Genomic DNA, 26,638 nt, shown 5'->3' on the forward strand with positions numbered 1-26,638 from the left:
TCCCGGCCCCGCGATGGACCGCCCGGACGACCACCGACAGCTAACCGACCATCAAGATTCAGGACAGGCACTAAGGCTACCCGAAGGGCGGCCGGACACTCGCGGGACGATGCGAGCCACCTTCGCAGGACGCTGCCGCGGCTGACTATGGCCTATCTGGGCCGGCTCGGTCGTCTTCGCGATGGAATGATGTGCGAGTGAGTGACGGGGGACTGACCGGCGCGGGCGATGACGAACCGCCCTGGCAGCATGCGCGTGAAAGACTGCCGGACCAGCTGGTCAGCTTGCTGGCGCGGCTGTTTCCTACGCCGGTCGAGGCGCGTCAGGTGCTCGAACGAGCTGGATGGACTGTCGACCGGCAACCGTCATGGCAGGCATCGAGTGCTCTGGAGTTCTGGCGTGAGGCCTCCCGGCTGCTGCACGACGGGGCGGTACCGGATGGCAACGCAGGTGTCATACGTGCCGCGCTGGAGGAACGGCCGGACAATCCGTCGCTCCGCGCAGCGGTCGCGGCGGCGAATGCCGGTGACGGGTCCCCCGTGGCGGGATCCGATGACCGCGGGCTGGCCGCCGGCTGGTCGACACCCGCTGTCGCGCGCGCGATAGATGCCATTGCCACGGACGGCGGCGCGCGCACCGCCGCTGGGTCGATCAGCATCGGGCATCTGACCGTCTATCAGGCAGGTGGCGCAGCGGATCGCTGGTCTCTGGACGGGCAGGCTGACCTGCTCGCGTCCGCGATACACACCCAGGTGCAACGCGCGGCGATCGAGCGCCGTCTCGTTGGCTCGGCCCTGCTCCCCATCCGATGGAGACGCTCGGCCCTGCCGGTCGCCGGCCCCGTTTCCGCCGCGACGGCGAACCATGACCGGGGCATCCGGTTTGAACCGCTTCCAGGCCTGCACCCGGTCAGCCCCACCGAGCTGCAGCGGGGCGACCGTGCTGACCTGCATGCCATCTACGGAGGCCTCGCCTCGGGTCGCCTGGTGATTCTGGGCCCGGGCGGGGCCGGCAAGAGCAGCGCGGCCGTCCTTCTGCAGCTCGACGCCCTGCACCACAGGGAGCAACTGGGCGCCGCGGACCGGGCGCGGGTCCCGGTGCCGGTGCTCGTCACACCGCACGGATGGAATCCCAAGACCACTTCTGTGCGCGACTGGATCGCGGAGAGGCTGACCGAGTCCGCCCCGTTTCGCCGCCGCCGCGGGCTGCGGCGCGCCCGCTCGATACTCGACGCGGGCCGTGTCGCAGTGATTCTGGACGGGCTCGACGAGGTCAACGAGAGCCTGCGGGCGCTGATGCTCAAGGCCCTGAGCGACCAGGTCACCTTCCGCCTGGTACTACTCACCCGCAGCGCGGAGCTCGTCACAGCCGTGGAAGGCGCCCTGCTCGACGGCGCGGCCGCGATCGAGCTGCGGCCACTGACCACGACTGACGTGGTCGACCACCTCCAGGGGCACCTCGTCGATCCCGCGCCGCCCAGGTGGCGAGCTGTCATCGACGAGGTCGCGCGTCATCCCGCCGCCCCGCTGGGCCAGACACTGGCGAACCCCCTGAACGTCACATTGCTGCGCGACGTGTATCCGTCGGGCGGCCCCGTCGACGAACTGCTCGACAAAAGCAGGTTCGGCACTCCGGACGATATCGAGGCCCACCTGCTCGATCATGTCGTTCCCGCGGCCTACGCCCCTCGTTTGGGATTCTCCCCACCCCGCTACTCCACGCGAAGAGCGGACCGGACCCTCCGTTGGTTTGCCTATCAGCTCACATTGCGCCAGTCACGTGAGTTCGGTTGGTGGAACTTCTTCCGATGGGCCTGCGGGAGCTGGACGGGGCAGCTGCTGAATCTGGCGATAGGTATGGTGGCGCTCGCGCCGCCCGCCCTCGCTGCCACAATTCCGGTCATTGGCATACGAGCGGCCGTCGAATTCTTTCCGCTGTTTTCCCTCTCCATCGCCATGTCCGGCGGTAGTCTCCACGGAGGGCCGGTACGACTCGGTGCGGCGTGGCGACGTGACCTGTTCACTGGACGTCCACTTGCGCCCGATCTCGCTGAACACACCAGAGTCGTCCCCGTGTTTGCTGCCGCGATGGGCGTGCTGTTTGGAGGATATCTCTGGTGGTTTATAGGGCTACATAAGGCCCTTCTCGCTGCGGGCCTCACGAGTTTCTTCGTCTTTGTCATCCCGTCGCTCTTTTTGCTGGTGAACACTCCCAATACTGGGGAGACGAGCTGGTCCGATCCTGGCCGGACCAGGCAACAGGATATACGGGCCGCGCTGGCCATGGGATTACTGATGGCCCTTCTTGCAGGCGCGATAACCGGTATCGTCAAGGGCCCGAAAACTGCCGTCGAGGTGGCGCTGATAGTCGGGCCGGCCGCCGGTCTGGTCGCGACGGAGACCTGGGCATCCGTGCTTTCCCAGATCAATCTGGGAATACGTCACCGGACGCCTGTGCGGATGGTTCGTTTCCTCGAGGATGCCAGAGGCCGTCACGTCCTGCGCACGGTCGGCCCTGCCTATCAGTTCCGGCACCTGAAGCTCCAGGACCACCTCGTCGGGCAGTACCTGGCCGAACGTTATGTCACCCCTGCGACCGACCATGTAGCGCTGGTCGCTCAGCGCAGGTTCCTCCAGTTGCGCCGGCGGCCCCCGGGACTCGACGCGACCGCCCGTTACCTGCTTTGCATCGGGGCACTGCTCGACCCGGCGGGGGTCCCGGGGGAGGTGTTCGGCCGGGCGAGCGTGTGGGCGTCCTCCGCCGAATGGCACATAACCGACGCGATCGGGAGGCCGGACCCCAATGTGGCGGCGACGGCTCAGCGCCAATTGTTTCGGGCCGCGCTGGTCAGCATGGTACCGGGCTCGTCGGCCCTGGCGGGTGTGAACAGCGTGGTTCAACGCGCCCTACGAGACCGGCTGAGCGACGCCGATCGCGCCGCGCTGACGCGCAGCGCTGCCGACGCTCTGCTCGAGACCTGGCCGAAGCCTGGCGACGCCGATCGCTCCCGGGTGTGGCGGGCGAACGCCGCGGCGCTGTCGCAGCACAGTGGCACCGCGCTGCGACAGCCGACCGCGCACCCGGTGCTGCTGCGCGCGGGACTTGTGAGCGCCGCCGATCTGGTGTCTTACGCCGAGCCGGTGCGAAGGTCGCTGTCGATAGCCGCCCTAGCATGTGCCCCTGGCGAGACCTTGCAGACCGGGCCTGTACTGGCCGCGCTCTCCGGGGCCGATGGCACCCCCTGGGACCGGGTCTGGCTTGCCGCAGGATGGCCCGACCTGGCATCACTAATGAACTCCCCGGACTCGCCTGGTGGCCCGGAATTCGCCGAGGAAACCTGGGACGGAACCGTGATGTCGTCCGATCTGGTCAAGAGCCTTCATGTTCTCGCGCATATTGCCCACGTCTATGACCTGACCCCCGCTCCAGTCGGAGCGTTCGCAGTGGCGCTGCTTTTCAATATCCAAGCGGGTGCGACAAGGTGCTTGCTGAGGAATTCGGATATTACACATGAAGAACTCCTGGCCCGCGTCGGGCAGGATTTGCTAGGAGTGGAACTTACGGGCGTCGTCGAAATTGTTAACCCTCTTCTCGGATGAGATTGGAGGGCGATTTAACGTCCTCTCGTCAGGTCGCCCAACCCGACGGTGCTGAGAAGCCTGCGCGCAGGCGGGAACACCGCGGTCGGCACCATGACCCGTCCTGATCCCTGACGGGCTGTTCGCCCAGGTCAACGCCCCTGACCGTCCAGTTGCACACCACAGGTCATCCGTTCCTGATCGGCACTGTGGTGGCACGGAACCGCCGCCGCGGCATCGCGGCGTATTCCGGGCTGTGATGTGGCTTAGCATCGTCGCGCTCCCGGGCGGCAACCCGCCCAGAATCCTGCCCACCACCTCGTACGGGCTTCCCTCGTCGTCGCGGAGGAAGGGCAGGACCGCGACGACGCTGAGGACAACCGGTTTCGTCAGGTCGAAGGCCGCCTGAAGTTCCGCCGAGCTGAGGATTCTGTCCGGGTCGCGGATGTCCGCGTTGCCCAGACGGAAGCGAAGGGCCGCCCGGTCCGGTAGGTCAGTTTCGGTAGTAGCGGAAACAGATAGTTATCAAGATCGTTAAACGAGTACAGTGCCACGGTATCCGGGAGGCCCACGTCGAGCCGAAGGACGAGTGGGTCTGGTGTAGCGCGAATCTGCTCGCCGACCGTGGCGTAGACGGCGTTGATGAAGGCCGCCGACCGTGCCTGGCCCGACGACCCGGCCCGGTCCCAGCTCGCGAGAGCGGGCTCGACGCCCCGCTGCCTGCTCGAAACCGTCGCTCGGTCGGCAGCAATATCGGCTCCGCGCCCCGGGCCGACTCTCCGCTGATCAGACGCAATGATCGAGAGATCATACGGCGCCCCGGCAGAACTGCCATCGAAAGCCGGTAAGTCAGCACTGCGCCTAATGACACGTCGCCGGGGAAACCCCTGACAGCGCGCGACCGATCGGAAGACCAGTGGGGAAACCTACACCTAGGGGGGGGGTGTAGGTTCCCTGCCGTCGCCGCCACGTCCCAGCTTGGCCCGCCACTCGACCGGCAATTGGCGGATGGGATCTTGCGATCGCCTCCACGGAGCTGCCACCGAGCGCTGTTTGGCCGTCGGTCGAGACCACGTCAAGCACTCCCCGAGCTGTCTGGTGACGGTCACATCGAGTTGATCGATGTCGACCCTCGGCGTGGTGTCCACGCAGAGCGCCGGTCCCGATTCCCAGCGGCTGAGGATCAGCGGACCACTCGGCCCTCGAATGGATCAGGTGTCGGGTGTCGTCATAGACGGACGCTCGATCTTTGGGAGGCTTCATGCTGTTTCTGTTTGTAGAGCTTCGGCGACGGGTCGGCGGAGGCCGATCCGGGTTGGTATGAGGCTGAGTGTCGCGATGGCGAGAATGATCACCGCCACCATCGCGAGCAGTGCTAGCGGGGAGGGAAGTGTCGTCGTCCCGCTGGTCTTGGGTATCTGGTAGAGGGCGATGCCGCCGGGGATGCCGAGCAGCGCTCCGATCAGTGTCGGGATTAGTTGGGCGGTTGCCAGGCCGGTGGTGATTTGGTCGGGTGTGGCGCCGAGGGCGCGGGCGAGTGCTGCGGTGTGTCGGGCGTCGAGTGCTGTGGTCCAGGCGATGAAGGTGGCGTTGACGGCGGCCAGGACGATGAGCATCGCGGAGATGACCGTGGTCGCCTGGGTCATGCCGGGGTCGGCGAGCCAGTTGCCTGATGTGGCGCGGTAGGTCATCACGGTGACGAGTCCGCTTGTGGTGACGGCGATGCTGAGAGCGTTGAGCAGCAGTCTGCGTGGTCGACGGCTCGCGAGCCGGACGCCGAGCAGAAGGGGTGTTGGTAGGTGCGCGGTTAGTTTGATCGCCCATTCGTGGCGGCGCGGGGTCCGGGCCGCGTCGTTGAGGGCCGCGACGGTGCTCTGGCGTGCGGCACGGATTGCGGGCACGAGGGTGGCCACGACCGCCACGGCCAGCGCGAAGGCGATCACGGATGCGGCTGTGGGGCCGGTGAGCGATGGTGCGCCCGCGGCGCCGAGGAGGCCGGCGCCCGCGCTGTCGATCAGCGGCGCGGCCAGCCAGCCGGCGCCCAGCCCCACGGCGGCGGCTCCGAGGGCGACCAGGACATGCTCAAACATCAGGACAACGGCGACCAGCCATGGCGTGCCGCCCACGGCCTTGACCAGGCCGACGCGGCGGGTCTGCTCGGCCATGCGTCCGCCGACCAGCACGGCCACGCTTGCCAGTGCCAGCAGTGCCAGCAGCCAGCTTCCGAACAGGAGTACCTGCCGTACCCGGGCGAGTGTTTGTGCGTCGCCGTCGCGGATCTGCTGCCAGGTGAGCAGGTACGGAGCGGTTGGGGAGGTGTCGTTGTTGTACCGAGCGTCGAACGCGGAAGCGGTCGCTGGGGCGTCGAGTTTCAGGTTCAGGTAGTAGGCGTCGGGTCCGTCTGTCCCGGCGATGTGTGTGGTGTCGGCTTGGGTGGCCCAGATCAGGCCGGGATTGTGGTCGGCGACCGCGTTGGCGAGGATGCAGCCTTCGGCGGTGCAGGTGTTCGGGTAGTACGGGATGGCGGCGGTGACCGCTGTGCCGACCACGTCCATGTTGGTGCCGCCGAGGGTGAGCTGGTCGCCGACGTGGATGCCGAGATTGCTGGCGAACCCCGCTTCGACGACCACGCCGCCTGGCCGGACCCACGCGCCTCGGAGCAGCTTTGGTTGGTCGACGGGCGAGGGCGTGGCGTCTCGTCCTTCGACCTCGGCGCTTCCGGTGGCGTGCCCGTCGCGCAGAACGGTCCAGGTGACCGGGAACGGTCCGCTATGCGCGGCTACACCGGGGGCGCTTACCAGGGGCGCGAGACTGGCCGGGTCTGCTTGGTTGTTTCCTGCGGCGCCTCCCGGTGCCGCTACGGCCACGGTGTCCGGACCTGCGGGATTCGCGCCGCCGGTGAGGGTGAGGGCGACCACGTCCGGACCGTTCGTTGCCGTGCGGGTCCGCTCGTAGGGGCGATCCATGGTGCCGTGCAACGCGATGCCGAGGGTCAGCGTCGCCGCCCCTGCGGCGATCGCGAGCAGCAGGAGGATCGCCTGGGCCGGCCGGTGACGGAGGTCTTTGAGGCCGAGCCGGTAGACGAGCAGGAGCTTGCCCATCGCGTTCAGCCCCCCAGTCCGGCAAGGTCGGCGAGGGTGCCGCGGGTCCCGCCGGTCAGCCGGGTCTGGTCGACGAACGCGCCGTCGCGCATCGAGATCAGCCGATCAGCGGTTGCGGCGATCCGCTCGTCGTGCGTGGCGATGACGAGGGTGAGGCCGTCGGCGTTGAGGGATGCCAGTAGCCGCAACACGTCCAGCGTGGCTGCGCTGTCCAGGTTGCCGGTCGGCTCGTCGGCCAGCAGGAGCTGCGGTTCGTTGGCCAGTGCGCGGGCGATTGCCACCCGCTGGCGCTGCCCGCCGGACAGGGCGGTGGGCAGGTGCCCGGCCCGATCCGCTAGACCGACCTGGTCCAGGAGTTTCTGGGCGCGTCGCCGGGCCTGGCGGGGCGAGCAGCCGGCCAGCAGCGCGGGGAACTCGACGTTCTCCTGCGCGGTGAGCTCGTCCATGAGGTGGAACGCCTGGAAGACGAACCCGACGTCGTCGCGGCGCACCTTCGCGAGCGCTCGCTCCGACAGCGTGTCGAGCCGCCGGTCGGCCAGCCGGATCTCGCCGGAGTCCGGTCGGTCGAGCCCGCCAAGCAGGTGCAGCAGCGTCGACTTGCCGCAACCGCTTGGCCCCATCACCGCCACGGTTTCGCCGCGTGGCACCTCCACGTCGATGCCGTCGATGGCCCTGACCAGGCCTTCGCCTCTGCCGTACCGCTTGCGCAGGCCGTGGGCGCGCAGCAGCATGTCGGTCGGGTCTTTGATCATGAGTGTCTCCGGGTCGTCCACGATCGTTCACATGCCTCGAGCCAGCGCAGATCTGCTTGGAGGCGGAGCACGATGCCTTCGAGGAGGAGGCCGACCTCTGAGCCGTCGTGCTCGGCCATCGCGAGCCGCTGTGCGTCGCGCAGCCGCCGCAGTAGCTCGCCACGCTGCGCGTGGACGATGTCGAGGGGATCGGCGAGCCCGGCCTGTGCCGCGGCGATGAGCTTCAGATGGAACTCGGCCAGGTCGGGTCGGGGCCAGCTGACCTCCGACAGCCACTCGGCGATGCGCGCATGGCCCGCAGGCGTCAGCTGGTAGACGTTGCGGTCGTTCGTACCTGTCCCGCGGGTGACAAGGCCGGCCTTCCCCAACCGACTGAGCGTGACGTAGATCTGCCCGTCGTTGATCGCCTCGCCGAGCACGCCCAGCGCGCGATCCAGGCGCGCGCGCAGCTGGGAGCCCTGAGCGGGTTCCTTCGCCAAGATCGCCAACACGACTTCCTGTTGCACTGCCACCTCCGACCTAACCGTTAGGTTTGCAACCTAACCGTTAGGTCGGGGGGTGGCAACCGGCGCTCAGACCCCACCAGGCAGGCGCGACAACACCAGCCGCACGAGACCGGCTTCCCCGCATCCCTGGCTAGCCAGGCAGCAGTTGCCACACCGCGGCAGTGCGGAACGCCGCCGCCAGTGAGGACAGAACTGCCATCGGAAGCAGGTAAATCAGCTCCCAGCGATCTTTGTCATCGCCCGGCAACCGCAGCGAAGCTGGGAGACCCGCCTGCCATCCGCGCTGCGCGCCGCCAGGCTTGCCTCAGCTCGTGGCCACCAAGCCGACGGGCCGCGGCGGCGTCTCCACGCAGAACTGCCACCGGAACCCGGGAAGTCAGTGCTGCGCCTAGTGACACCGTTCCTGGGAAGCCCCTGGTAGCTCGCTACCGATCGGAAGATCGTCGGGGGAACCTACGCCGCCCCGCCCTGTAGGTTCCCTCGTTGATCTTCCACTTCCCAGCCAGGTCTTCCACTTACCGGCAGTTGGAAGCGGTCCAGGTAGGGGCGGCCAGCGCACGACGCTCGGGGTCCGCCGCTGCTTCGATCACGGGTTGGGACGTGGTGTCAGCCTGTGGAGGTGCGGAAATTGGGCCAGCCGATCTCGGTGCGCCAGGCGGACTCGTCGGCCGTGTCGGCTGGGCCGACGAGGTAGGACTCGCGGACTGGGCCGGCGACGGCGAGAGCGTGCTCTGCGACGTAGGTGCCGAGCGCGCCATAGGTGACGGACCCGCGATGACCGTCATCGATGACTCACTCGCCGGCAGGCGCGCGCTCGTGACCGGAGGGACCCGCGGCGCCGGCGGCGCGATCGCCGCCCGCCTCGCCGACGCGGGCGCGACCGTGCTCACGGCGGCGCGCACCGTCCCGGGCGGGCATCAGGACCCGGGCCGGGTCGTCGCCGCCGACCTCGCCACGCCGCAAGGGGTGCAGGTGGTCGTCAACGAGGTCCGCAAACGGCTGGGAGCAGTGGACATCCTGGTCAACTGCGTCGGCGGCTCGCACACGAACCCGGGCGGCTTCGCCGCTCTCAGCGACGACGACTGGAAAGCGGAACTCGACCTCAACCTGCTCGCCGCCGTCCGGCTCGACCGCGCGCTGCTGCCCGCGATGCTCGACCGGGCGGCGTCCATCAACGGCGCGGAGTACGTCATCGACGGGGGAACCACCCCGACGGTCTAAGCGACACAGTTCGGCCGGCCGTGACCGGTGAGCACGAGCTCGCCGGAGATGGTGACCAGTGGGATGCCGTGGGCCAGAGCCGAAAGCCGCTCGCCGCGGCGGGTCGGGCTGCCAGTCTCCGAACACGCGGCCGGTGGCGAGTGCGCAGCCTAGGTGGCGTACTCGGTCGGCGGTGGACTGGTCATCGACGCCGGCCGCGGCGACGGTGGCTCCGACCTCTCGGAGCGCGCCGAGCAGTGCGGTGAGTAGGACAGATGTGCGGTGATCGTCGCGGGTCTCGGAGAGCGGGCGGGTGAGTGGTCCATCGAGTACGGCGATGTCCGGTAGGACGCCCAGCGCGTCAACGGTGGTGTCCAGGGCGCCGACCTGGTCGAGCGAGATGCGGACGCCGAGGTCGCGTAGCTGGTCCAGGGCCGGGGTCGCGGTGCGACCACCGCGACACGGCCTGCGGGGCGGTCTCGGTGACCGGGGCGAGCACCGCGAGCCGGACGTCCGGGCCGTAGCGGCGCGGCCGGCCGGGACGGGGCCGGTCGATGAGCGCCGCCTCGCCGTCGGTGGCGAACCGGACACACACCCGCCGCACCGTGTGCGGGTGCACCCCGGCGACGCCCGAGCGCGGCGGGCCCCCACCGGCCGTCGGCCGCGTCCAGCAGGATCCGGGCCCGTCTGACGTGGCCGAACGGGGCACTCACCGCCCCCGCGACCTTCTCCAACCGTTGACGCTGCGTGGCGGCGAGGACCACCCTCGCGCCGCCCGGCCAGCTGCCCACCTGAGCACCCACCGCATCCTGGAAGGGACAGTTCCAGGACGACAGGGAAGAATTGGGCAGCCCCGCGCACCGGCCCGACACGCCGGGCGGGCAGGACAGGGACGTGGCGAAGATCCCCGAGACGGCCCGGGTAGTGCTGGAACACCGGCTGCGCACCCAGCACACCACCCGCTGGCCCCAGCTGCGCGACCTGACTGTCCGCTACTGCGGCGACTTCGCCTACCTCGACGCCGCCTTCCCCGACGAGACAGACAACGCCACTCCCTACCCGTTGTGCCAGCCGCGCTACACCGGCCAACCCGACCAGTGGGGCTTCGTGATCTACCTCGACAGCCGCGGCGCCTACGAGGACTCCTACCTGCCGAACGGCCGGCCCCTCGGCACACCCGAACAGACCCTCAACTGCGCCTGCGGGCTCTACGCCGGCGACCCCACCGCCTAGACCGGATGACCACCAGCCAGGCCAGCAAGATTTACGCGCCGCCGCACTAGGCGCTGGACCGGCGAACGATCCACGTCAGGCGCGGGCCCATGACCGATTTTCATGATGAATCTTCACCAGAGAAGCCTTCCTGGTAGCGGGGAAGGCCCGGCCGGATGTCCGCGTCGCCCGGGCTGGAAGATCGGTGGGTGGACTACGACCTGACCGGCTTGGGCTCGCGAGAGTTCGAGCATCTCGCGCAGGCTCTGTTGACGGCCGTGTTCAAGCAGAGCGCCCAGGTGTTCGGGGATGGCCCGGACCAGGGCAGAGATGGCACCTTCGACGGTGTTGTGCACCTGCCTGCCGAGGCTGGCGGCGGCTCCTGGGCCGGATACGGAGTGATGCAGGCGAAGTTTCAGTATCGCCCCGATGGCGATGTGCGCTGGTTCGTGCGGCAGGTGGAAAAAGAGTTGGGAAAGTGGCGCGCCAACGCTCGGCTTCCGCGGAAAGACGGTTCGCCAGAGTATCTCCTGTTTGTGACGAATGTGGTGTTGTCGCCCGCGCGGAACGGCGGCGTCGACGCCGTGAACAGTGCGATAGCGCGATATTCGCCCGACATGGTGTTGAAGGGGTGGCGGGTGTGGCATTACGACACGCTGTGCCGGCTCCTAGACGTCTATGGCGATGTCCGGCGCGCCTATGCGCATTTGATCCTGCCCGGTGATGTCCTCTCGGCCATGCACGATCGTCTGATCACGGACCTCACGCCGAGCCACGGCACGGCGAAGGAGGGCCGACCGGCTTGTCCCTACAAGGGCTTGGCTGCGTTCACCGCCGCCGACGAGGACGTGTTCTTCGGCCGGGAGCAGCTCACCGCGCGTCTCGTCGGCCGGCTGGCGCGGTCTGCCGGTGACCGGATGCCGCTGGTGGTCATCGGTGGATCAGGCGCCGGGAAGTCTTCCCTCCTGGCGGCGGGCCTCCTGCCGGCGGTGCGGCGGGGGCGGCTGGACATAGTGGGATCCGCCGACTGGCCGACGGTGTACTTCACGCCTACCTCGGATCCGCTCGGCGCACTCGCTGCCGCGCTCGCTGAGATGTTCGGGGAGTCGGGCAAGGACATCGAAGAAGACGCACGGTCGCTCCGCGACAACCCCGGGAACGCTTCTCGATGGTTCCAGGACAAAGGCGACGGCTTCGTCTCAGGTGGCAGGGCGTTACTAATTGTCGACCAGTTCGAGGAAGCGTTTGTGGCGTGCCAGGACGACGCGGCGCGGCGTGCGTTCGCCGAGGCGCTGTGCGCGATCGCGGTGGCGGGTTCCGCGGTGGTCGTCATCAGCGTCCGATCGGACTTCGCCGCCGGGCTGGACGCGATTCCGCGCCTGCGCGAGGCGCTCGAAGCGGGCCCGGTGCTCGTCGGCCCGATGAGCCAGCATGAGTTGCGCGCGGCCATCGAACAACCAGCCCGGGCGGCCGGGCTTGACCTGGAGCAGGGCCTCGTCGACGCGGTCCTGCGCGATGTCGACGATCGGCCGGCGAATGGCCTCGGCGCGGACAGTCCAGACGTCGGTCGCCTGCCGCTGGTTTCCCATGCCCTGCTCGCCACCTGGCAGAAAAGCTCAGGTCGTCGGCTGACCCTGGCCGGCTACCACGCCACGGGCGGTATCGGCCGAGCGGTCGCGAACACCGCGGAGATGGTCCTCAGCCGTTTTGACGACCGCGAACATGACCTCGCTCGCTCTCTCCTGCTGGTCCTGGTGCGGATCGGCGACGGCGCGGATGACACCCGTCGGCGCCAGCGGCTGAGCGAGCTTCTCGCCAACACCACCGATCCTGACCGGATGAGGCACGTCCTGGCCGCGCTCGCGGCGCCGGACGCGCGGCTGATCACCATCGACGAGGACCACGTCGCGATCACCCACGAGGCGCTGCTGCGCGCGTGGCCGACGCTGCGGGACTGGATCGAGGGCGACCGCGCGGGCCAGGTCGTCCGGCAACGTATCGAGGACGACGCGAGTATCTGGAGCGACGCCGACCGCGACTCGGATCATCTCTACCGAGGAAACAGACTCTCGGCCGGGCTGGCCTGGGCGGACGAAGCCGGCCATCGCGCCGCACTCAGCCTGCGGGCCCGCGGATTCCTTGCCGCGGGCCGCCGCCGGGCCCGCCGGCGCCTGACTGGCGTGATCGCTGGCCTGGTCACGGTCCTCCTCCTCGTCAGCGCGCTGGGAATCGCCGCGTATATCCAGAGTCGTGCCGCTACGAAGCAGTCCAGGATCGCCGGTGAGCGGCTCCGCGCGACGATCGGCGGCCAGCTGCTGACCCTGGCGGACAATGCGCGTGCCGACGACTCCCTCATCGCGCTTCGACTTGGTCTCGCCGCCTATGACGTGGCGCCCGCCGATCTAGGGGCCGCCGCGCGGGGGAGCCTGCTGGCCACTCTCGCGGACAACCCGGCGCTGCGGGCACCGATCCCCGCCGCGGCCGGGCAGGTGAACACGCTGGCGTTCGGCCCCCACAACCTTCTCGCCACCGGCGGCAGGAACGGCAGTACCCGGCTGTGGGATCTGGCTGACCCTGATCAGCCTCGTCTTCTCGGCGATCCGCTGGCCTCCGGTCCCGGCATTGACGCGATTGTTGCCTTCGGGCCCGGTGGGCTGCTCGCGACGGCTGCCTCGCGCGCGTCGGTTCAACTATGGGATGTGTCGATACCCACCAAGCCTCGTCGGCTCGGTCGCCTCGCCTCTGGCGAGATCACGGCCATGGCATTCAGCGCGAACGGTCGCCTCGTCACCAGCTACGGCGGCTACGATGATGAGGCGGCCGTCTGGGACGTCTCCGATCCCCGCGATCCGAAACCCTTCGGCGATCTAGGCGACCAAATCCAGTGGGTTGGTGAACCCCCAGCCAGCACGATTGCGTTCCTATCTGACAACACGGTTGCCGCCGTCAGCTCCCTCACCGTCCGGCTCTGGGACATTTCCGACCCGGCGCACCCTCGCCAGGTCGGGGATTCGCTTGGCGGCAGGGTGGCAACGTTCGGGCCGGGCGGCCTGCTCGCCCTCGACGACACGCTGTGGGACGCCACCGACCCAGCAGGGGCACGGCAGATCGGTGCCCTCACCACGGGGCCGTCGTCGTCCCTCCAGGTGGACACTGTTACCGCGGCGGCGTTCGGGCCAGGTGCCCTGCTGGCGACCGCCCGTTCCTCCGGCGTCCTGCAGGTGTGGGACATCGTCGACCCTGCGAGGCCCAACCTGCTGCGCGCCATGCCGACGGAGCGCTCCGCCGAGATCACCACGCTGATGTTCGGCCAGGACGGGCTACTAGCCGCCGGCAGCGCCGACGGTACGGCGCGCATATGGGATGTCTCGGACTCAGGCCCGCGCCAGGTGGGCGGCCCACTCGGAAAATCGTCCAACAGTGTCGTCGCCTTCAGCGTCGGCAGTCGTCGGCTTGCCGCATCCGCCGGTGCCGACGGCACGCACGTGTGGGACATCTCGAACGCCGCGTCACCACGCCAGGTCAACGGCATTGACGGGCGCGGCGCCGCCGCCGTGGCCGCCGACCCACGTGGGCTGATCGCTGTCGGCGGGGACGACGGCGTCCTACGGTTGTGGGACTTGTCCAACCCCCGCAGCCCTCGCCCGCTGGGCCGTTCCTCGAGCCCCGTCAGCCCCTTCAAAACGGCGATGTACGGGCCCGGCGGCCTGCTGGCTACGACCGACCAGGACAATGCCGTGCGGCTGTGGGACACGTCAGATCCCGATAATCCTCATCAGGTGGGCCGCCCGCTGGACGGTGGCGGTGACCCATTCAGCCCACCGGAATTTGGTCCCGACCATTTGCTGGCGGCGGCCAACATAACGGGCACGGTGCAGCTGTGGAACATCGCTGATCCCGCGAGTCCGCGTAAGGTCGGCGGCCCAATCGCCAAGGACAGAGCGATCGCCGTCGCCTTCGGGCCGGGGCACCTTCTCGCCATCGGAAGAAACGACGGCACCATCATCCTGTGGAACGTGTCCGACCCCGCGGCGCCCCGCCAGCTGGGCAATCCGCTGACCGGCCAAAGCGGGTTCGTCATGAGCCTGGCCTTCGACCAGGATGGGCTGCTCGTGTCAGCGGGCACGGACGATACGACCCGGCTGTGGGACGTGAGCGACCCATCCCGCCCGCACCAGCTCGGCGCGCCACTCACCGACCGCGACGGGGGCGTGCTCGCCGTGACGTTCGCGCCCGGTGGCCTGCTCGCCACGAACGGTGGCCCTGACCATGTCATCCATCTGTGGGACGTGCGACAGCTCCAGCAGGTGCGAGCCGACCTCATCAGAACCGCTTGCGCGCGCGCCGGTCATGGCCTCAGTCGCCAGGACTGGCTTCGCTATCTGCCCGACATCCCATACCAGGACCCCTGCCTCGCCCACAAGCCGTGACGGCAGCCCCGCCCGATCATGGCTACTTTCGGAGGAACTCATCCGCTCGGCGCGATTAATGCAGTCAAAGGTACGATGAACTTATACCTAATGAATGCCACGCTTGAATAGAAGAACACCCAGGCCCCGTTCCGCATCTCGGCGCGAGTGATTGCCAGTCGAGGCTCCGATCCAGAATCGACCTCTCGCCCCAGATAGTCGCGAGCAACCTGATAGGCGTCGCCCAAGTCCACGTCACACATCTAGTTTGTGCGAGCACGTACGTCCTGGTACACAACGCCGACCCGGGGATGAAATGCGATCTTTTCCCTCGGAGCGGGGCCTAACGCTCGTGAGGGGGTGTCCCTTGTCAGGGGTGATATCAAAGATCTTTTCGTCCGCGATGCCGAGAACGATGCGGGTACCAAGTTCGGGTACCATGCATGCGGCGCCACTGATCCAGGTACCGTGTCAGGAGCTTGAATCCCAGATCATCAGCCGCCGAAAGCTCTCGTACCTGTGGGGACTTACCAAACCGCCTATCCGCACTGTATCGTGTGTGCGCGAATACAAGGTGGCGTGGGTCTCCACCATGGCGAGAGAGGTGGCGGAATTCTGATGGCGAATCTGTTGGCGGCCTCCCGGGCCGAAGTCCATCACGGCTGCCTGGTCGTGCGCCGCAGTGATAGCACGGGCGACCTTTCTGGCTGGGATCCCAGGAATGCGTCTTTTTACAACGGGGGTGACTCCCTCATATTTGGCGTCGCCCCTGCGGTCGATGGTCCGATCAATCTCGAAGTCTGGGACGCCATTCCGCCGAATTCTCGCTCTGGTCCGTTCTTCTCGGAAATCGTGGAAGGAGGAATCGGAGACATCATTATCGAAGATCCGAATGGTGATATCAATATGGTGATCCCATGGTCCCGGAGTGAGTTCGTCCTCGAGGCGTACGTTGACGATGCCAGGTCGCCAAGGGAGATACAGGTGGTCATTGATCCCCTTTCGCCACCGTTCCGAGTATCTTGAGAATGACGCTTCGCGTGTCACATACGGGGCAAGTCAGGGGTCGCCCGGTTCAGCCGGGCGGTCACCTACGACCAGTGAGGCCAACGGACCAGCTCCGTCGACCCCCGCGGCTACGTCTCCGGTGGCGCGCCGAACTCCGCATATGTGACCAACCAGGTCAACGACGCCGCCGGCAACCCAGCCCAGCAGATCCTCCCGCCGGTCCAGATCGAGGATCGTGCGCAGCGGCAGCGCCACGGCGTCTGTGCCCCCCTGGATAGGATCTACCACCTCGATGTTGTCCCCGTCTGACGGCGTGTCGGTGCGGAGTTCGTGGTCGGTGACGGTCGGACGGATTCGAACTGTCGTGGGCTGTGCCAGCCGATGGGGGGAGTGGCGTCGGCGGCGGTTCCGCTGCTTCCTTCCCCGAACAGTGCCCCAGCCAAGCCGTCAGCCGACCCGCCACAAGTTGTCTGGCGGGGCGGGTGAGAGCGCGCGGTCCGCGTCGGTGAATGGCGCCGCGTCGCGAACGAAGTGGTCGAGGGCGTCGCCGGCGAGCACCTTCTGAGGAAGCGGCGCCCTGGCCGCCGCCCGGGCGACGGGGGCGACGGGCAGCCCGCCGTGCGATGCGGCCAGCACGACGTTGCCGAATCGGCGTTCTTTGAACAGCGCCGGATCGGCGCGTAGCAACGCTTCCGGCAGGACGGTCCTCGCCGCCGCGGTCACGCGCTGGACGTATCGCCCGCCGCCGCGCCCGCCGTCGGGCAGGTTCGCCAGCATGACCCCGGCCGGGCGCAGCACGCGCGCCACCTCGGCGAAGAACTCCGCGGTCGTCAGCGTCGCCGGTACCCGCCCGTCGGCGAAGGCGTCGACGACGACCACGTCGGCCGTGCCGTCCCGCAGCGCGGCGACCGCCGCCCGTCCCTCGTCCGGGCTGACGTGGATTCGGTGTCCTGGCGGAAGTGGCAGCCGCGCCCGCGTGAGCGCTGTCACCTCCGTGTCCGGTTCGAGCACGAGTTGGGGCGAGTCCGGCCGGACGTGCGCGATATACCGCGCGAAGGTGCAGGCCCCACCGCCGACGTGCGTCACGGACAGCGGGCCGGGGGGCAGCGCGTCGACCACGTCGGCGAAACCCTGGATGTACTCGAAGTCCAGGTAGGTCGGGTCGCGCAGATCGACATAGGACTGCCGGACCTGGTCCATCAGCATCAGCCAGCCACCGGGACGGTCATCGTCGGCCAGTAGTTCGAGCCGCGGTCCGCCCTCGCCATCCATCGGCCCAGCGTAGATGTGCTTTACCGGCGTTGGTGCGCCGAAGGCTGGCGCGGACGCCTGTCACCAGGCTGCGGCGCAGGAACCGTATTCTCAGGTGTGACCGAGTCCGAAGACCAGCCGACGTTCCATGATCTCGGGCTTGGTGCCCCAGTCCTGCGGGCCCTGACCGACCTCGGCTACGAGGTGCCGTCGCCGATCCAGGTCGGCACGATTCCCGCGCTGCTCGAGGGCCGTGACGTCGTCGGGCTCGCCCAGACCGGGACTGGCAAGACCGCTGCGTTCGCTCTCCCGATCCTGTCCAGGATTGACGTGCGCAGCGCCGCCACCCAGGCGCTTGTGCTCGCGCCGACTCGGGAACTTGTCCTGCAGGTCGCCGAGGCGTTCGGCCGGTATGCCCACCACCTGACCGGCCTGCATGTGCTGCCCGTCTATGGAGGGCAGGCCTATGCGCCGCAGCTGGCCGGGATCCGCCGCGGCGCGCAGGTCGTCGTCGGCACTCCCGGGCGGGTTATCGACCACCTGGAACGCGGGACACTCGACCTGGGCGGCCTGCGCATGCTGGTCCTCGATGAGGCCGACGAGATGCTCCGAATGGGCTTCCAGGAGGAGGTCGACCGGATCCTCGCCGACACCCCCGATGCCAAGCAGGTCGCGCTGTTCTCCGCGACGATGCCCGCGCCGATCCGCCGCATTTCCCGGCAGTACCTGCGTGACCCGGTCGAGATCACCGTCAGGGCCCGGACCGTCACCGCCGCGAACACCCGGCAGCGGTTCCTGACCGTCGCCGGGCCGCGGAAGATGGACGCGCTCACGCGGGTCCTCGAAGTCGAGCCGTTCGAAGCGATGATCATTTTTGTGCGGACGAAGTCGGCGACCGAGGACGGCGCCGAGCGGCTGCGCAGCCGCGGGTTCGCTACCGAGGCGATCAACGGCGACCTCAGCCAGCCGCAGCGCGAGAAGCTCATCGCCCAGCTCCGCGACGGCACTCTCGACCTGCTCGTCGCCACGGACGTCGCCGCCCGCGGCCTCGACGTCGAACGGGTCACCCACGTCGTCAACTACGACATCCCCACCGACCCGGAGTCGTACGTCCACCGCATCGGCCGTACCGGCCGCGCCGGGCGCAGCGGTGAGGCGCTGCTGCTTGTCACCCCCAGGGAAAAGGGTCTGCTCGCCGCGATCGAGAAGGCGACCCGCCAGCCGCTCTCGGAGATGGAACTGCCCACCGCGGAGGATGTGAACGCCCGGCGGGTCGCGAAGTTCCACGACGCGATCACCGCCGCGCTCGACACGCCAGCCCACGCCGTGTTCAGGGACCTGGTCCTTGGCTACACCCACGAGCACGACGTGCCGCTCGCCGACATCGCCGCGGCGTTGGCGGTGATGACCCGCCAGGAACCGGGGGAGTTCCTCCTCCCACCGGACACCGCTCCGCCTGCCCGCGAGCGGCCCGCCCGCGACAGGCCCGCCCGCGGCGCAGGCGGGCCACGGCCGGTCTATGCCTCCTACCGGATCGGGGTCGGGCATTACCAGCGGGTCACCCCGGGCCAGATCGTCGGGGCGCTCGCCAACGAGGGCGGCCTGGACCGGGCGGACTTCGGCCGTATCGACATCCGGGCTGATTACAGCCTTGTCGAACTTCCCGCCGACCTGAGCAAGGATGCCCAGCGGGCGTTGACCCGCACCCGCATCGCCGGCCAACCCCTCAACCTGCGCCCCGAACGGCCGAGTCGGGAGCCCGGCGCCAACCGCCGAGGAAACCCCGCCCCCTCCGCCCGCAGGACGCGCCGCCCCACCTGACGTCACGCCATCGACGTCGTCAGAACATCAGGTCCTCCCGCGTGATCGGAATCATCCAGATCCATAGCGGGTGACCTTGTTCGCGTCTTCCCTTCTGTCGCCGCGACTGTCCGTCTCGCCGCCACTCAGTGTTTCGTTGCCTTCGCTGCGGGTGGAGCTATGCGGGTCCGAGTATTCCAATCATCGACCTCTCGAAGTCGCTGGCAGGAAGCGACCGGTAGTCAGCGATTCCAGAGTCGCGGCGAATGTTCTGGAACCGTCGCCGCGAGCGGATTCTGCGGAATCCGACCGTCACATTCGGGACGAATGCGTAGTCCCCTTGCCGGTTGGCACCGTCCTGCGAATAATCTCCCTCAGAGACTTGACCGATCCTGTCTCCGGACCTGGGCGGTCTGGCGGTGGGAGGCGCGCCGGCCGTGATTCCCAGGACGGCCCACTCGTCGGGGGGCGGTGGTCGTGAACGGCGCGCGCGGTGCCGCCATGATCGACGCCGTCCCCAGGCCCGCGGTCGCCGACGGGCCCGCGGCGGTCGCGACCACGCGGGGCGACGGCGGTCACGACCGGTACGGCGTCCCGGCGCTCGCCCTGGCGGGGGCGGTCCTCGGCGCGGTGGTACTCCGCCTGGCCGCGTCCGGTCGGGACGCGGGCACGACCAGCACGCTGTTCTCCGGTGTGGTCGGCGGGCTGTATCTGGTGACCGGCGTCGTCGCGCACCTACGTCGGCCGAGTCGCCTCGGGTCGCGGATGGTCGCCATCGGCGTCGCCTGGTTCGCTGAGGACCTGGCGGTCTCGGACTATCCGCTGCCGCACACCGTCGGACTGTTTTTCCGATGCGTCGCGTCCGCGTGCCTGGTGCATATCCTGCTGGCGTTCCCGGAGGGACGGTTGCTGACGCGCACCGGGCGAGCGGTGACCGCGGTCGTGTATGTGTTCGTGCTGGTCGTGGTGCCGCTGGGAGTGCCGTTCTACCGGTCGGTGACGCCGAACCTCCTGCTGGTCGCCGACTTCAGCCGGCCACAGGACGTGGTGATCGACTGTGTGCAGGTGACGGTCGCCCTGGTCGTCGCCGCTCTGCTGGTCCGACGATGGCTCGTCGCCACCCCGCCGGCTCGCCGGGTGCTCGCGCCCGTGTACGGCGTCGGGCTCGTCGGGAGTGTCGCGTCGCTGCTGCACCCGGAGCTTCCCGGTTCGAGCGGCCTGCTGGTCAATGAGGTCGCCCACCTGGCGACCCTCGCCCTCCCGCTGGCGTTCCTGGCCGGCGCGCTGCGCGTCCGGCTCGGTCGTACGGCCGTCGCGGACCTTCTGGTGCGACTGCCTCAGGTGGCCGCGTCCGAGCTGCCCGACCTGCTGGCGCGCGCGCTCGGCGACCCCACGTTGCGGGTCGCCTACCCGCATCCGGACGGGGCCGGCTCGGTCGGCGGCTACGTCGACGCGGCCGGCCGGCTCGTCGAGCCCCGCCCGGGGGAGGGGCTCACTCCGGTCCGGCGCGGCTCGCGCGTGGTCGCCGTGCTTCTGCACGACCCGGCGCTACGGGCTGATCGGCATGTGCTGCAGGCGGTGGCGGCGGTCGCGGCCCTGGAGCTGGACAACCAACGCCTCACCGCGGAGGTGCGGGCCCAGCTGGCCGAGGTCCGCGCGTCCCGGGTCCGCATCGTCGCGGCGGCCGACGAGCAGCGCCGTGGGATCGAACGCGACCTGCACGACGGGGCGCAACAGCAGCTGGTGACCGCCGCGCTGGTCCTGCGGCTGGCGCGGGACCGGCTTGGCCCGGCGCCGCCCGACCCCGAACTGGACGCGCTGCTGGGGCGGGCCACCGACGGGCTGGCGGCGGCGGTCGCCGAACTGCGCGAGCTCGCCCGCGGTATCCATCCCGCGGTGCTCACCGAGGCCGGGCTGATGCCCGCGCTGCGAACGCTCGCCGCCCGCTCGGCGTACCCGGTGCTGATCGTCGACGGACCCGCGTTGCCCCCGTTGCCGGACGGGGTGGCCGCCACGGCCTACTTCGTCGCGGCGGAGGCCGTGACGAACGCGGCGAAGCACGCCGGCGCCAACCAGGTCCACGTCCATGTCCGAGTGTCGGGGAACCGGCTGCTGGTCACGGTCGCGGATGACGGCGTCGGGGGCGCCGATCTGGCCGCGGGGACGGGCCTGCTCGGCCTGCGCGACCGGGTCGCGGCGATCGAGGGCACGCTCGTCGTGGACAGCTCTCCCGGCGCCGGAACCTCCGTCCACGCCGACCTACCTCTGGAGGGGCCGTGACCACCGCCGCCGCCGCTGGGCCCATGCCGGTCAAGCGTGTCGTCCTCGCCGACGACGCGGAGCTGTTCCGGACGGCGCTCGCCGAGCTGTTGGAAAGAAACGGCTGCACGATCGTCGCGCAGGCCGGGGGAGCGGCCGAGCTCCTCGACGCCGTGGAGCGGCACCGCCCGGACCTGGCGGTCATCGACATCCGGATGCCGCCCACGTTCCGGCTCGAAGGGCTGCGCGCGGCCGTGCTGCTGCGTCGCCGCCACCCCGCGATGGGCGTGCTGGTCCTGTCCCAGCATCTGGAGGTGACGCACCTCGACGAGCTGGTCGGGCACTCCGCGCGCGGCGTCGGCTACCTGCTCAAGGACCGGGTCACCGGGCCGGACTTCCTGGACGCCGTGCACCGGGTGGCCGCCGAGGGCTGTGCGTTCGATCCCGACGTCGTCCCGATGCTCGTGGGCGGCCGGGCGCGACCCGACGAGCTCGCGGACCTGAGTCCGCGGGAGCGGCAGGTACTCGCGTTGATGGCGCAGGGCCGGTCCAACACGGCGATCGCCGGCGAGCTGCACCTCACGACGCGCACCGTCGAGACCCATGTCCGCGGCGTCTTCCAGCGGCTCGCGCTGGCCGACGAGGCGGAACACAACCGCCGCGTCCTCGCGGTACTCGCTTACCTTCGCTCCGCGCGGCCGGCCACGACCAGCGCCAGCGCGGCCGCCGACAGCGTCGACTTGGGCAGGAAACCAGCGGCGGACGACGCGGCGATCGCGTCACCGTAGTGTTCCGCCTCGCGCACCGAGCAGAGCACGACCGTGACGTCGGGGGCCGAGCGGTGTAGCGCCCGGCAGACGCTGAAGCCGTCCAGGTCGGGCAGCGCGATGTCGAGCAGCACGATGTCCGGCCCGATGGCGGGCACGGCCGCCAACGCCTCGTCTCCGGTCGTCGCCTCACCGACTACCTGGTAGCCGCCGCGTTCCAGAAGTTCGCGGGCGACAGTGCGAAACGGCGCGGTGTCATCGACGATAAAGACGCGGCCCACCGCCACCCGGTCCATCTCTCGGACGCTAGCACCGGGCATCCCACGGCGGCCTCGGTGACAGCACTGGGAAAACCCGGCCCGAAAACAGGGGTCTGCACGGATGTGTCGCGTCCTGACAGGCCCAAGACTCTTCGCCATGAAGGCTGCACCGAGTGTGCTCGTCCCTCGCTCATGAGAGCGCGCCCGTCGCCGCTATGGCGACACCCGGTGTTGGCCCCCGCGTACGCCGGGGCGATCGCGCTGGGCGCCGTCGCGCTGGCGAGCCTGATCCTGCCGGCGCCGGCGCGGGGTAGCGGCCCGGCCGACAAGGTCACGGTCGAAGTGTCAGCGAGCGACGGTCTCGCGCTGGCCGACCTGACCTTGCTGGTCCGCGGCGACACGACCTCCCTCCCCGTCGGCGGGGCCGACGCGACAGGAAAATGGGTCACCGACATCCCGGCCGCCAACCGACAGGTGTGCGTCGAGTCGAAGACAGGCCGCCCGGTCCGCCTGGCCGGGCCGGCGCCGGCGTCGACGTGCAGCCGCGCCGTCACGTCCGCCGAGCCGATCAAGCTGACCGTCGAGCAGGTCCAGGTGGTCGTGGAGTCGGAGGACGGCAAGGTGATCCCGAACGCCGGCAAGATCGTCATCAAGCAGACGGGGGGCGCGTCGTCTAGTGCCGACGTCGGCCCGACCGGGCGGTACTGGCCTCAGACGCTGCCGATGGGCGCGAAGGTCTGCCTGAACCCGTCGCCTGGATGGAAGCCTGCCCGCTCGGTCACCGCTGGTCAGGACTGCCAGACGGTCACGAAGCCGGCCGAGGACGTGCTGTTCCGGCTGGTGAGGTCGTGATGGCGGGCACCCGGGAGAGCCGGGCGGCGCGCGTCTCGCTTCCGCTGGTGGCGGTCACGGCGCTCGCCGCGGCCCTGTTCGGCTGGTCCCTGCTGTTCCAGGACCGCTCGGGGTGGACCACGGTTTTCGTGGTCCTGGGATCCACCGCCCTGGGCTGGCTGGTCGCGGTGCTGCTGGTGTGGTCTTCGCCTGGCCGCGACGAGCTGGAGGTGCCGGCCCGCGAGCCGGTGCCGCGACCCGCCCACGAACGGCCGCTTGGACCCGCCCAGGAGCAGCAGCGGGCGCTGGAGAACCGGCGGGCCGAGGCCGGACCCGACGGCGCGGCCCCGCGGACCGCGCAACTCGTGCTGCCGATCGAGCGCCCCGTGAGCACCCCACCCGCGGCTCAGTGGTGGAACAGGGAAGCCTCCCCGCCGCCGGCCTCCGCCGCGCGCGCGGCCGAGCCCGCCCGGCCGGCGCCCCGTGATCTCGCGGCGCTACGGGACGACGCCCGGGTCGTGCAGTGCCCGAACTGCGGCGCGTTCCGCGTCGACGTCCGGCACACCGACACCGGGTACCTGATGCGCTGCCGGGTCGATCGCCACGAGTGGAGCTGGACGCCCGGCACCGCGTGGCCGGTCACCGTCGTCGCGAGCCGTCGACGTACCCCCTGACCTCACCTTCGCGCTGACCAGGACGGATGGATCCATGTACGAGCGGACCTTCTCGCGCACCAACCCCGGCTGCATCGTCTTCCTGCTGGACCGGTCCGACTCGATGAAGAAGCCGTGGCAGTCCAGCGGGGGCACCCTGGCCGAGGGGGCCACCCGGGCCGTGAACAAGGTCCTGCTGGACCTGTGCGTGAAGTCGGCGAAAGAGGTCGGCGGCCGGGCCCGGCACTACTTCGACGTCGGGGTCTTCGGCTACGGCGCCCGCCCCGTGGCAGGCGGCGAGGGCGTCGAGCCGGCGCTGGGCGGCCAGCCGATCGTGCCCATCCCGCAGGTGTTCGACCACCCGCTGCGGGTCGAGGCCGACACCTCGATCGACGCCGTCGCCGGCTCCAAGCTCCCGGTCTGGGTCGAGCCGGTGTTCGGCTACCGCACGCCGATGTGCGAGGCCATCGCGACCGCGGGCGAGCACGTGTTCACCTGGGCGGAGAGCCATCCCGACTCGTTCCCGCCCATCGTCATCAACATCACCGACGGGATGGTCACCGACAGCCCCTTCAACGGCGCCGGACTCGCCGAGTGGGCGAGCCGGCTGACCTCGATCGAGACCCGCGACGGCCGCGCGCTGCTGTTCAACATCTTCCTCTCCCCGACGGTCGCGCCCGAGGTGCTGTTCCCGGCGGCGGCCGACGGGCTGCCCGAGCCAGGTCCCGAGCTGTTCGCGATCTCCAGCGTCCTGCCGCCCTCGATGGTCGCGAACGCTCGCGGCGCTCGCCTGGAGATAGCCGACGCCGCGCGCGGGTTCGTGTTCAACGCCGGTCTGGCGACGCTCATGTGGTTCCTGGAGATCGGCACCCGGGTCGCCGACGTCCGGGACCGGTGAGGACGAGCGGATGATCATCGCGAGCTCCGTCTGTTTCTGGCTGGAGAAGCTGGGCAGCGCGGAACGGGAATGGGAAGACGCCGGCGCCTACAACGACGGCGACCCGGCGACCGGCGCGGCGCCCCGGTACGTCGTCGTCGACGGCGCCACCGAGGCCTACGACGCCGTCCGCTGGGTGGAGCACCTCGCCGGCTCGTTCGTCGCCGACACGGGACCCGACCTCACGCGTGCAGGACTCCAGGCCTGGTTCGAGCAGGTCCAGTGGCTGTGGGCCGCCGAGGCGCCGACCCGGTTCGCGACGGTCATCGAGGAACACAAGTTCCACGCCGAGGGTTCGTTCGCGACCTTCCTGGGATGTCGCCTGGCCGGTCTCGACGGGCCCGACCCTCACTGGGAGGCGGCCGCGCTCGGTGACACCGTGCTGTTCCACGTGCGGTCCGGCCGGCTCCTGACGCACTTCCCACCCATCGGGGTGGGCGAGTTCGGTCTTTCCCCCAACGGGATCGGCACCCGGCCGGCGGCTCTCGGCCCGATGCTGCGCGGTCTGGAACTGGCCACCGGCGCCGTCCGCGCGGGCGACGTGCTGTTCATCGCCACCGACGCGCTGGCCCACTGGCTGCTCGTGGAGGCCAGCCGCGACGAGGCGCCGCTGTGGGCCGCGCTCACCGGCCTCGACCACGACGCGGCGTTCGCGGCGATCGTCGCCGACCAGCGCGCCGCCGGGCGGCTGCACAACGACGACGTCACCCTGCTGCGGGTTCGGCTCGGCACGACCGAGCCCGTGGCCCTGGCGGTGTCGCTGTGACCGTTCACCCGTCCGCCGAGGATTACATCAAGGCGGTCCAGCGGCCCAGCGCCGTGTTCGACCGTCCCGAGCTGGCCGCGGCCGAGTTCGACGTCCACCCGATGCTTGGCGTCCCCATCCCGGTGTCGGGCAGCACCGCGGTCGTCTTCCGCGCGCAGGTCGGCGACACGGCGCAGGCGCTGCGGTTCTTCACCCGCGAGGACGCCGCGACGCGCCAGCGGTACACCGCGCTCAACGAGTGGTTCACCGAACGCGGTCTCGCCGCCGACGTCGCCAGCTGCCGCTGGGTGGACGACGCGATCCTCGTCAACGGCCGGCGCTGGCCGATGGTGCAGATGGAATGGGTCGACGGGCATCCCCTCGACCGCCACGTCGAGGATCTCGTCGAGACCGGCGACCGCGCGGCGCTGGGAACCCTCGCCGACTCGTGGCGCGAGCTGCTGCGCCGGACCCAGGCGGCCCGCTTCGCCCACGGCGACCTGCAGCACGGCAACGTGCTCGTCGACACGGAGAGCCGCCTGCGCCTCGTCGACTTCGACAGCGCGTGGATCGCCCCGTTCGAGGGCCTCCCGCCGCCGTCGGAAGGTGGGCACCGCAACTACCAGCCGGAGAACCGGCTCTGGGGCCCCTGGATGGACACCTTCCCCGGGCTCGTCATCTACCTCTCGCTGCTGGCGCTCGCCCGCGACCCGCGGCAGTGGGAGCAGCTCAACGACGGCGAGAACCTGCTCTTCGGTCACCAGGACTACCTGCCGCCGCACCGGACCGAGGCCTGGTCTTGGGTCGCGCGGTTGCAGGACGAGCGGATCAACCAGCTCGCGGCCCGGCTGCGAGCCTGCTGCGCCCCGGGCTGGACAGCCACCGGAGACCTGGAGGGGCTGATCTCGGGACCGGCCCCGTGGTGGACGCGCACCACGGTGCTCCCGCGCGTAGGCGCGCCGCCCGAGCCGGCTCCGACGCCCAGCACGGCGCCGCCGCGCCCCCGCGTGGCGCCCGATTCCCAGCCGACTGGACAGCCCACCCAGGCGCGGCAGCCCACCCAGCCCACGCTGTCCGGGTGGCCCACGCAGCCCGGGCCGGCGGGGCAGCCCAGGCAGGCAGGGCCGCCGCCCACGCGGCTCGGGCCGCCCACGCAGGCTGGGCAGCCGACGTCGACCGGGAACCCCACCTGGTGGCAGCAGTCCACGCGCCCGCAGCCGGGGCCTGCCGTGCCGATCCCGCCACAGCCGCCGGCCGCCGCGCGGCGCCCCGCCCGCGCGGGGCCCCGGCGCGCGGCCGGCCGGCCCGGTCGAGCAGGCGCAGCCGAGGGCCGCAGTCGGAGCAGCACACCGGCTGGGCGTGGAACCGC

At 69.8% G+C, this 26,638-nt stretch carries 20 protein-coding genes and 2 pseudogenes; 12 read left to right on the forward strand and 10 right to left on the reverse strand.

Features of this window, described 5'->3' with window-relative positions; translation table 11 throughout:
* Window positions 1–197 precede the first annotated feature (197 nt).
* A complete protein-coding gene (locus I6A60_RS34065) occupies window positions 198–3,599 on the forward strand; it encodes an effector-associated domain EAD1-containing protein (protein ID WP_203015276.1) in 3,402 nt (1,133 codons plus the stop codon).
* On the opposite strand, the gene I6A60_RS44290 is transcribed toward I6A60_RS34065, so the two are convergent.
* From I6A60_RS44290 to I6A60_RS44295, 5 genes and pseudogenes are all read right to left on the reverse strand, one after another.
* Window positions 3,546–4,040 carry an SAM-dependent methyltransferase gene (locus tag I6A60_RS44290; protein WP_203015374.1) on the reverse strand — a complete coding sequence of 165 codons (495 nt, stop codon included), beginning with the start codon at window positions 4,038–4,040 and terminating at the stop codon, window positions 3,546–3,548. The two genes, I6A60_RS34065 and I6A60_RS44290, sit on opposite strands and share 54 nt — an antisense overlap.
* A gap of 797 nt (window positions 4,041–4,837) precedes the next feature.
* Window positions 4,838–6,679: an FtsX-like permease family protein gene (locus I6A60_RS34075; RefSeq protein ID WP_203015278.1), complete on the reverse strand. Its 1,842-nt coding sequence runs from the start codon at window positions 6,677–6,679 to the stop codon at window positions 4,838–4,840.
* A 5-nt stretch (window positions 6,680–6,684) separates the two neighbouring features.
* Entirely contained in the window at window positions 6,685–7,431 is a 747-nt protein-coding gene (locus tag I6A60_RS34080; protein ID WP_238436830.1) for an ABC transporter ATP-binding protein, read from the reverse strand.
* A complete protein-coding gene (locus I6A60_RS34085) occupies window positions 7,428–7,922 on the reverse strand; it encodes a PadR family transcriptional regulator (protein WP_374113377.1) in 495 nt (164 codons plus the stop codon). The genes I6A60_RS34080 and I6A60_RS34085 overlap by 4 nt, the downstream gene beginning before the upstream one ends.
* Window positions 7,923–8,543: 621 nt before the next feature.
* A pseudogene (locus I6A60_RS44295) lies at window positions 8,544–8,773 on the reverse strand (MerR family transcriptional regulator); the annotation flags it as partial.
* Here I6A60_RS44295 and I6A60_RS34090 point away from each other — a divergent pair.
* Window positions 8,754–9,158, forward strand: a complete 405-nt coding sequence (locus tag I6A60_RS34090) for an SDR family NAD(P)-dependent oxidoreductase (protein WP_374113376.1) — start codon at window positions 8,754–8,756, stop codon at window positions 9,156–9,158. The pseudogene I6A60_RS44295 and the gene I6A60_RS34090 sit on opposite strands and share 20 nt — an antisense overlap.
* Before the next feature lie 177 nt (window positions 9,159–9,335).
* Here I6A60_RS34090 and I6A60_RS44300 read toward each other — a convergent pair.
* Window positions 9,336–9,569 (reverse strand): annotated as a pseudogene (locus tag I6A60_RS44300) (hypothetical protein); the annotation flags it as partial.
* Window positions 9,499–9,846, reverse strand: coding sequence for a helix-turn-helix domain-containing protein (locus I6A60_RS43780; RefSeq protein ID WP_307874002.1), 348 nt, complete (start codon window positions 9,844–9,846; stop codon window positions 9,499–9,501). The pseudogene I6A60_RS44300 and the gene I6A60_RS43780, both read right to left, overlap by 71 nt.
* Window positions 9,847–10,031: 185 nt before the next feature.
* Here I6A60_RS43780 and I6A60_RS34105 point away from each other — a divergent pair, with 185 nt between their 5' ends.
* From I6A60_RS34105 to I6A60_RS34115, 3 genes are all read left to right on the forward strand, one after another.
* The gene (locus tag I6A60_RS34105) at window positions 10,032–10,370 is read left to right on the forward strand and encodes a hypothetical protein (RefSeq protein ID WP_203015284.1); all 339 of its coding nucleotides are present in this window, start codon (window positions 10,032–10,034) and stop codon (window positions 10,368–10,370) included.
* Between the two features lie 188 nt (window positions 10,371–10,558).
* Window positions 10,559–14,779, forward strand: a complete 4,221-nt coding sequence (locus I6A60_RS43785; protein WP_203015286.1) for a hypothetical protein — start codon at window positions 10,559–10,561, stop codon at window positions 14,777–14,779.
* Window positions 14,780–15,376: 597 nt separating this feature from the next.
* Window positions 15,377–15,784: a hypothetical protein gene (locus I6A60_RS34115; protein ID WP_203015288.1), complete on the forward strand. Its 408-nt coding sequence runs from the start codon at window positions 15,377–15,379 to the stop codon at window positions 15,782–15,784.
* 429 nt (window positions 15,785–16,213) lie between these two features.
* Here I6A60_RS34115 and I6A60_RS34120 read toward each other — a convergent pair whose 3' ends face one another.
* A complete protein-coding gene (locus I6A60_RS34120) occupies window positions 16,214–17,038 on the reverse strand; it encodes a spermidine synthase (RefSeq protein WP_203015290.1) in 825 nt (274 codons plus the stop codon).
* Window positions 17,039–17,134: 96 nt separating this feature from the next.
* Between I6A60_RS34120 and I6A60_RS34125 the strand changes: the two genes are divergently transcribed.
* From I6A60_RS34125 to I6A60_RS34135, 3 genes are all read left to right on the forward strand, one after another.
* The gene (locus tag I6A60_RS34125; protein ID WP_203055790.1) at window positions 17,135–18,838 is read left to right on the forward strand and encodes a DEAD/DEAH box helicase; all 1,704 of its coding nucleotides are present in this window, start codon (window positions 17,135–17,137) and stop codon (window positions 18,836–18,838) included.
* Window positions 18,839–19,318: 480 nt separating this feature from the next.
* Window positions 19,319–21,097 carry a sensor histidine kinase gene (locus I6A60_RS34130; protein ID WP_203015294.1) on the forward strand — a complete coding sequence of 593 codons (1,779 nt, stop codon included), beginning with the start codon at window positions 19,319–19,321 and terminating at the stop codon, window positions 21,095–21,097.
* Window positions 21,098–21,120: 23 nt separating this feature from the next.
* Window positions 21,121–21,864 carry a response regulator transcription factor gene (locus I6A60_RS34135; protein ID WP_203015376.1) on the forward strand — a complete coding sequence of 248 codons (744 nt, stop codon included), beginning with the start codon at window positions 21,121–21,123 and terminating at the stop codon, window positions 21,862–21,864.
* On the opposite strand, the gene I6A60_RS34140 is transcribed toward I6A60_RS34135, so the two are convergent.
* Window positions 21,756–22,139 carry a response regulator transcription factor gene (locus tag I6A60_RS34140; RefSeq protein WP_203015297.1) on the reverse strand — a complete coding sequence of 128 codons (384 nt, stop codon included), beginning with the start codon at window positions 22,137–22,139 and terminating at the stop codon, window positions 21,756–21,758. The two genes, I6A60_RS34135 and I6A60_RS34140, sit on opposite strands and share 109 nt — an antisense overlap.
* Before the next feature lie 192 nt (window positions 22,140–22,331).
* Here I6A60_RS34140 and I6A60_RS34145 point away from each other — a divergent pair, with 192 nt between their 5' ends.
* The 4 genes from I6A60_RS34145 to I6A60_RS34160 are packed head-to-tail and all read left to right on the forward strand — an operon-like array spanning window position 22,332 to window position 25,290.
* The gene (locus I6A60_RS34145) at window positions 22,332–22,955 is read left to right on the forward strand and encodes a hypothetical protein (RefSeq protein WP_203015299.1); all 624 of its coding nucleotides are present in this window, start codon (window positions 22,332–22,334) and stop codon (window positions 22,953–22,955) included.
* Window positions 22,955–23,608, forward strand: coding sequence for a hypothetical protein (locus tag I6A60_RS34150; protein ID WP_203015301.1), 654 nt, complete (start codon window positions 22,955–22,957; stop codon window positions 23,606–23,608). The genes I6A60_RS34145 and I6A60_RS34150 overlap by 1 nt, the downstream gene beginning before the upstream one ends.
* A gap of 34 nt (window positions 23,609–23,642) precedes the next feature.
* The gene (locus tag I6A60_RS34155) at window positions 23,643–24,485 is read left to right on the forward strand and encodes a vWA domain-containing protein (RefSeq protein ID WP_203015303.1); all 843 of its coding nucleotides are present in this window, start codon (window positions 23,643–23,645) and stop codon (window positions 24,483–24,485) included.
* A gap of 10 nt (window positions 24,486–24,495) precedes the next feature.
* Window positions 24,496–25,290, forward strand: coding sequence for a hypothetical protein (locus I6A60_RS34160; protein WP_203015305.1), 795 nt, complete (start codon window positions 24,496–24,498; stop codon window positions 25,288–25,290).
* Between the two features lie 807 nt (window positions 25,291–26,097).
* Here the strand turns inward: I6A60_RS34160 and I6A60_RS42275 are convergent.
* Complete coding sequence (locus tag I6A60_RS42275; protein ID WP_307874003.1) at window positions 26,098–26,619, reverse strand: hypothetical protein; 522 nt, start codon at window positions 26,617–26,619, stop codon at window positions 26,098–26,100.
* Between the last annotated feature and the right edge of the window lie 19 nt (window positions 26,620–26,638).

Source organism: Frankia sp. AgB1.9, assembly GCF_016786355.1.
Taxonomy (GTDB): domain Bacteria; phylum Actinomycetota; class Actinomycetes; order Frankiales; family Frankiaceae; genus Pseudofrankia.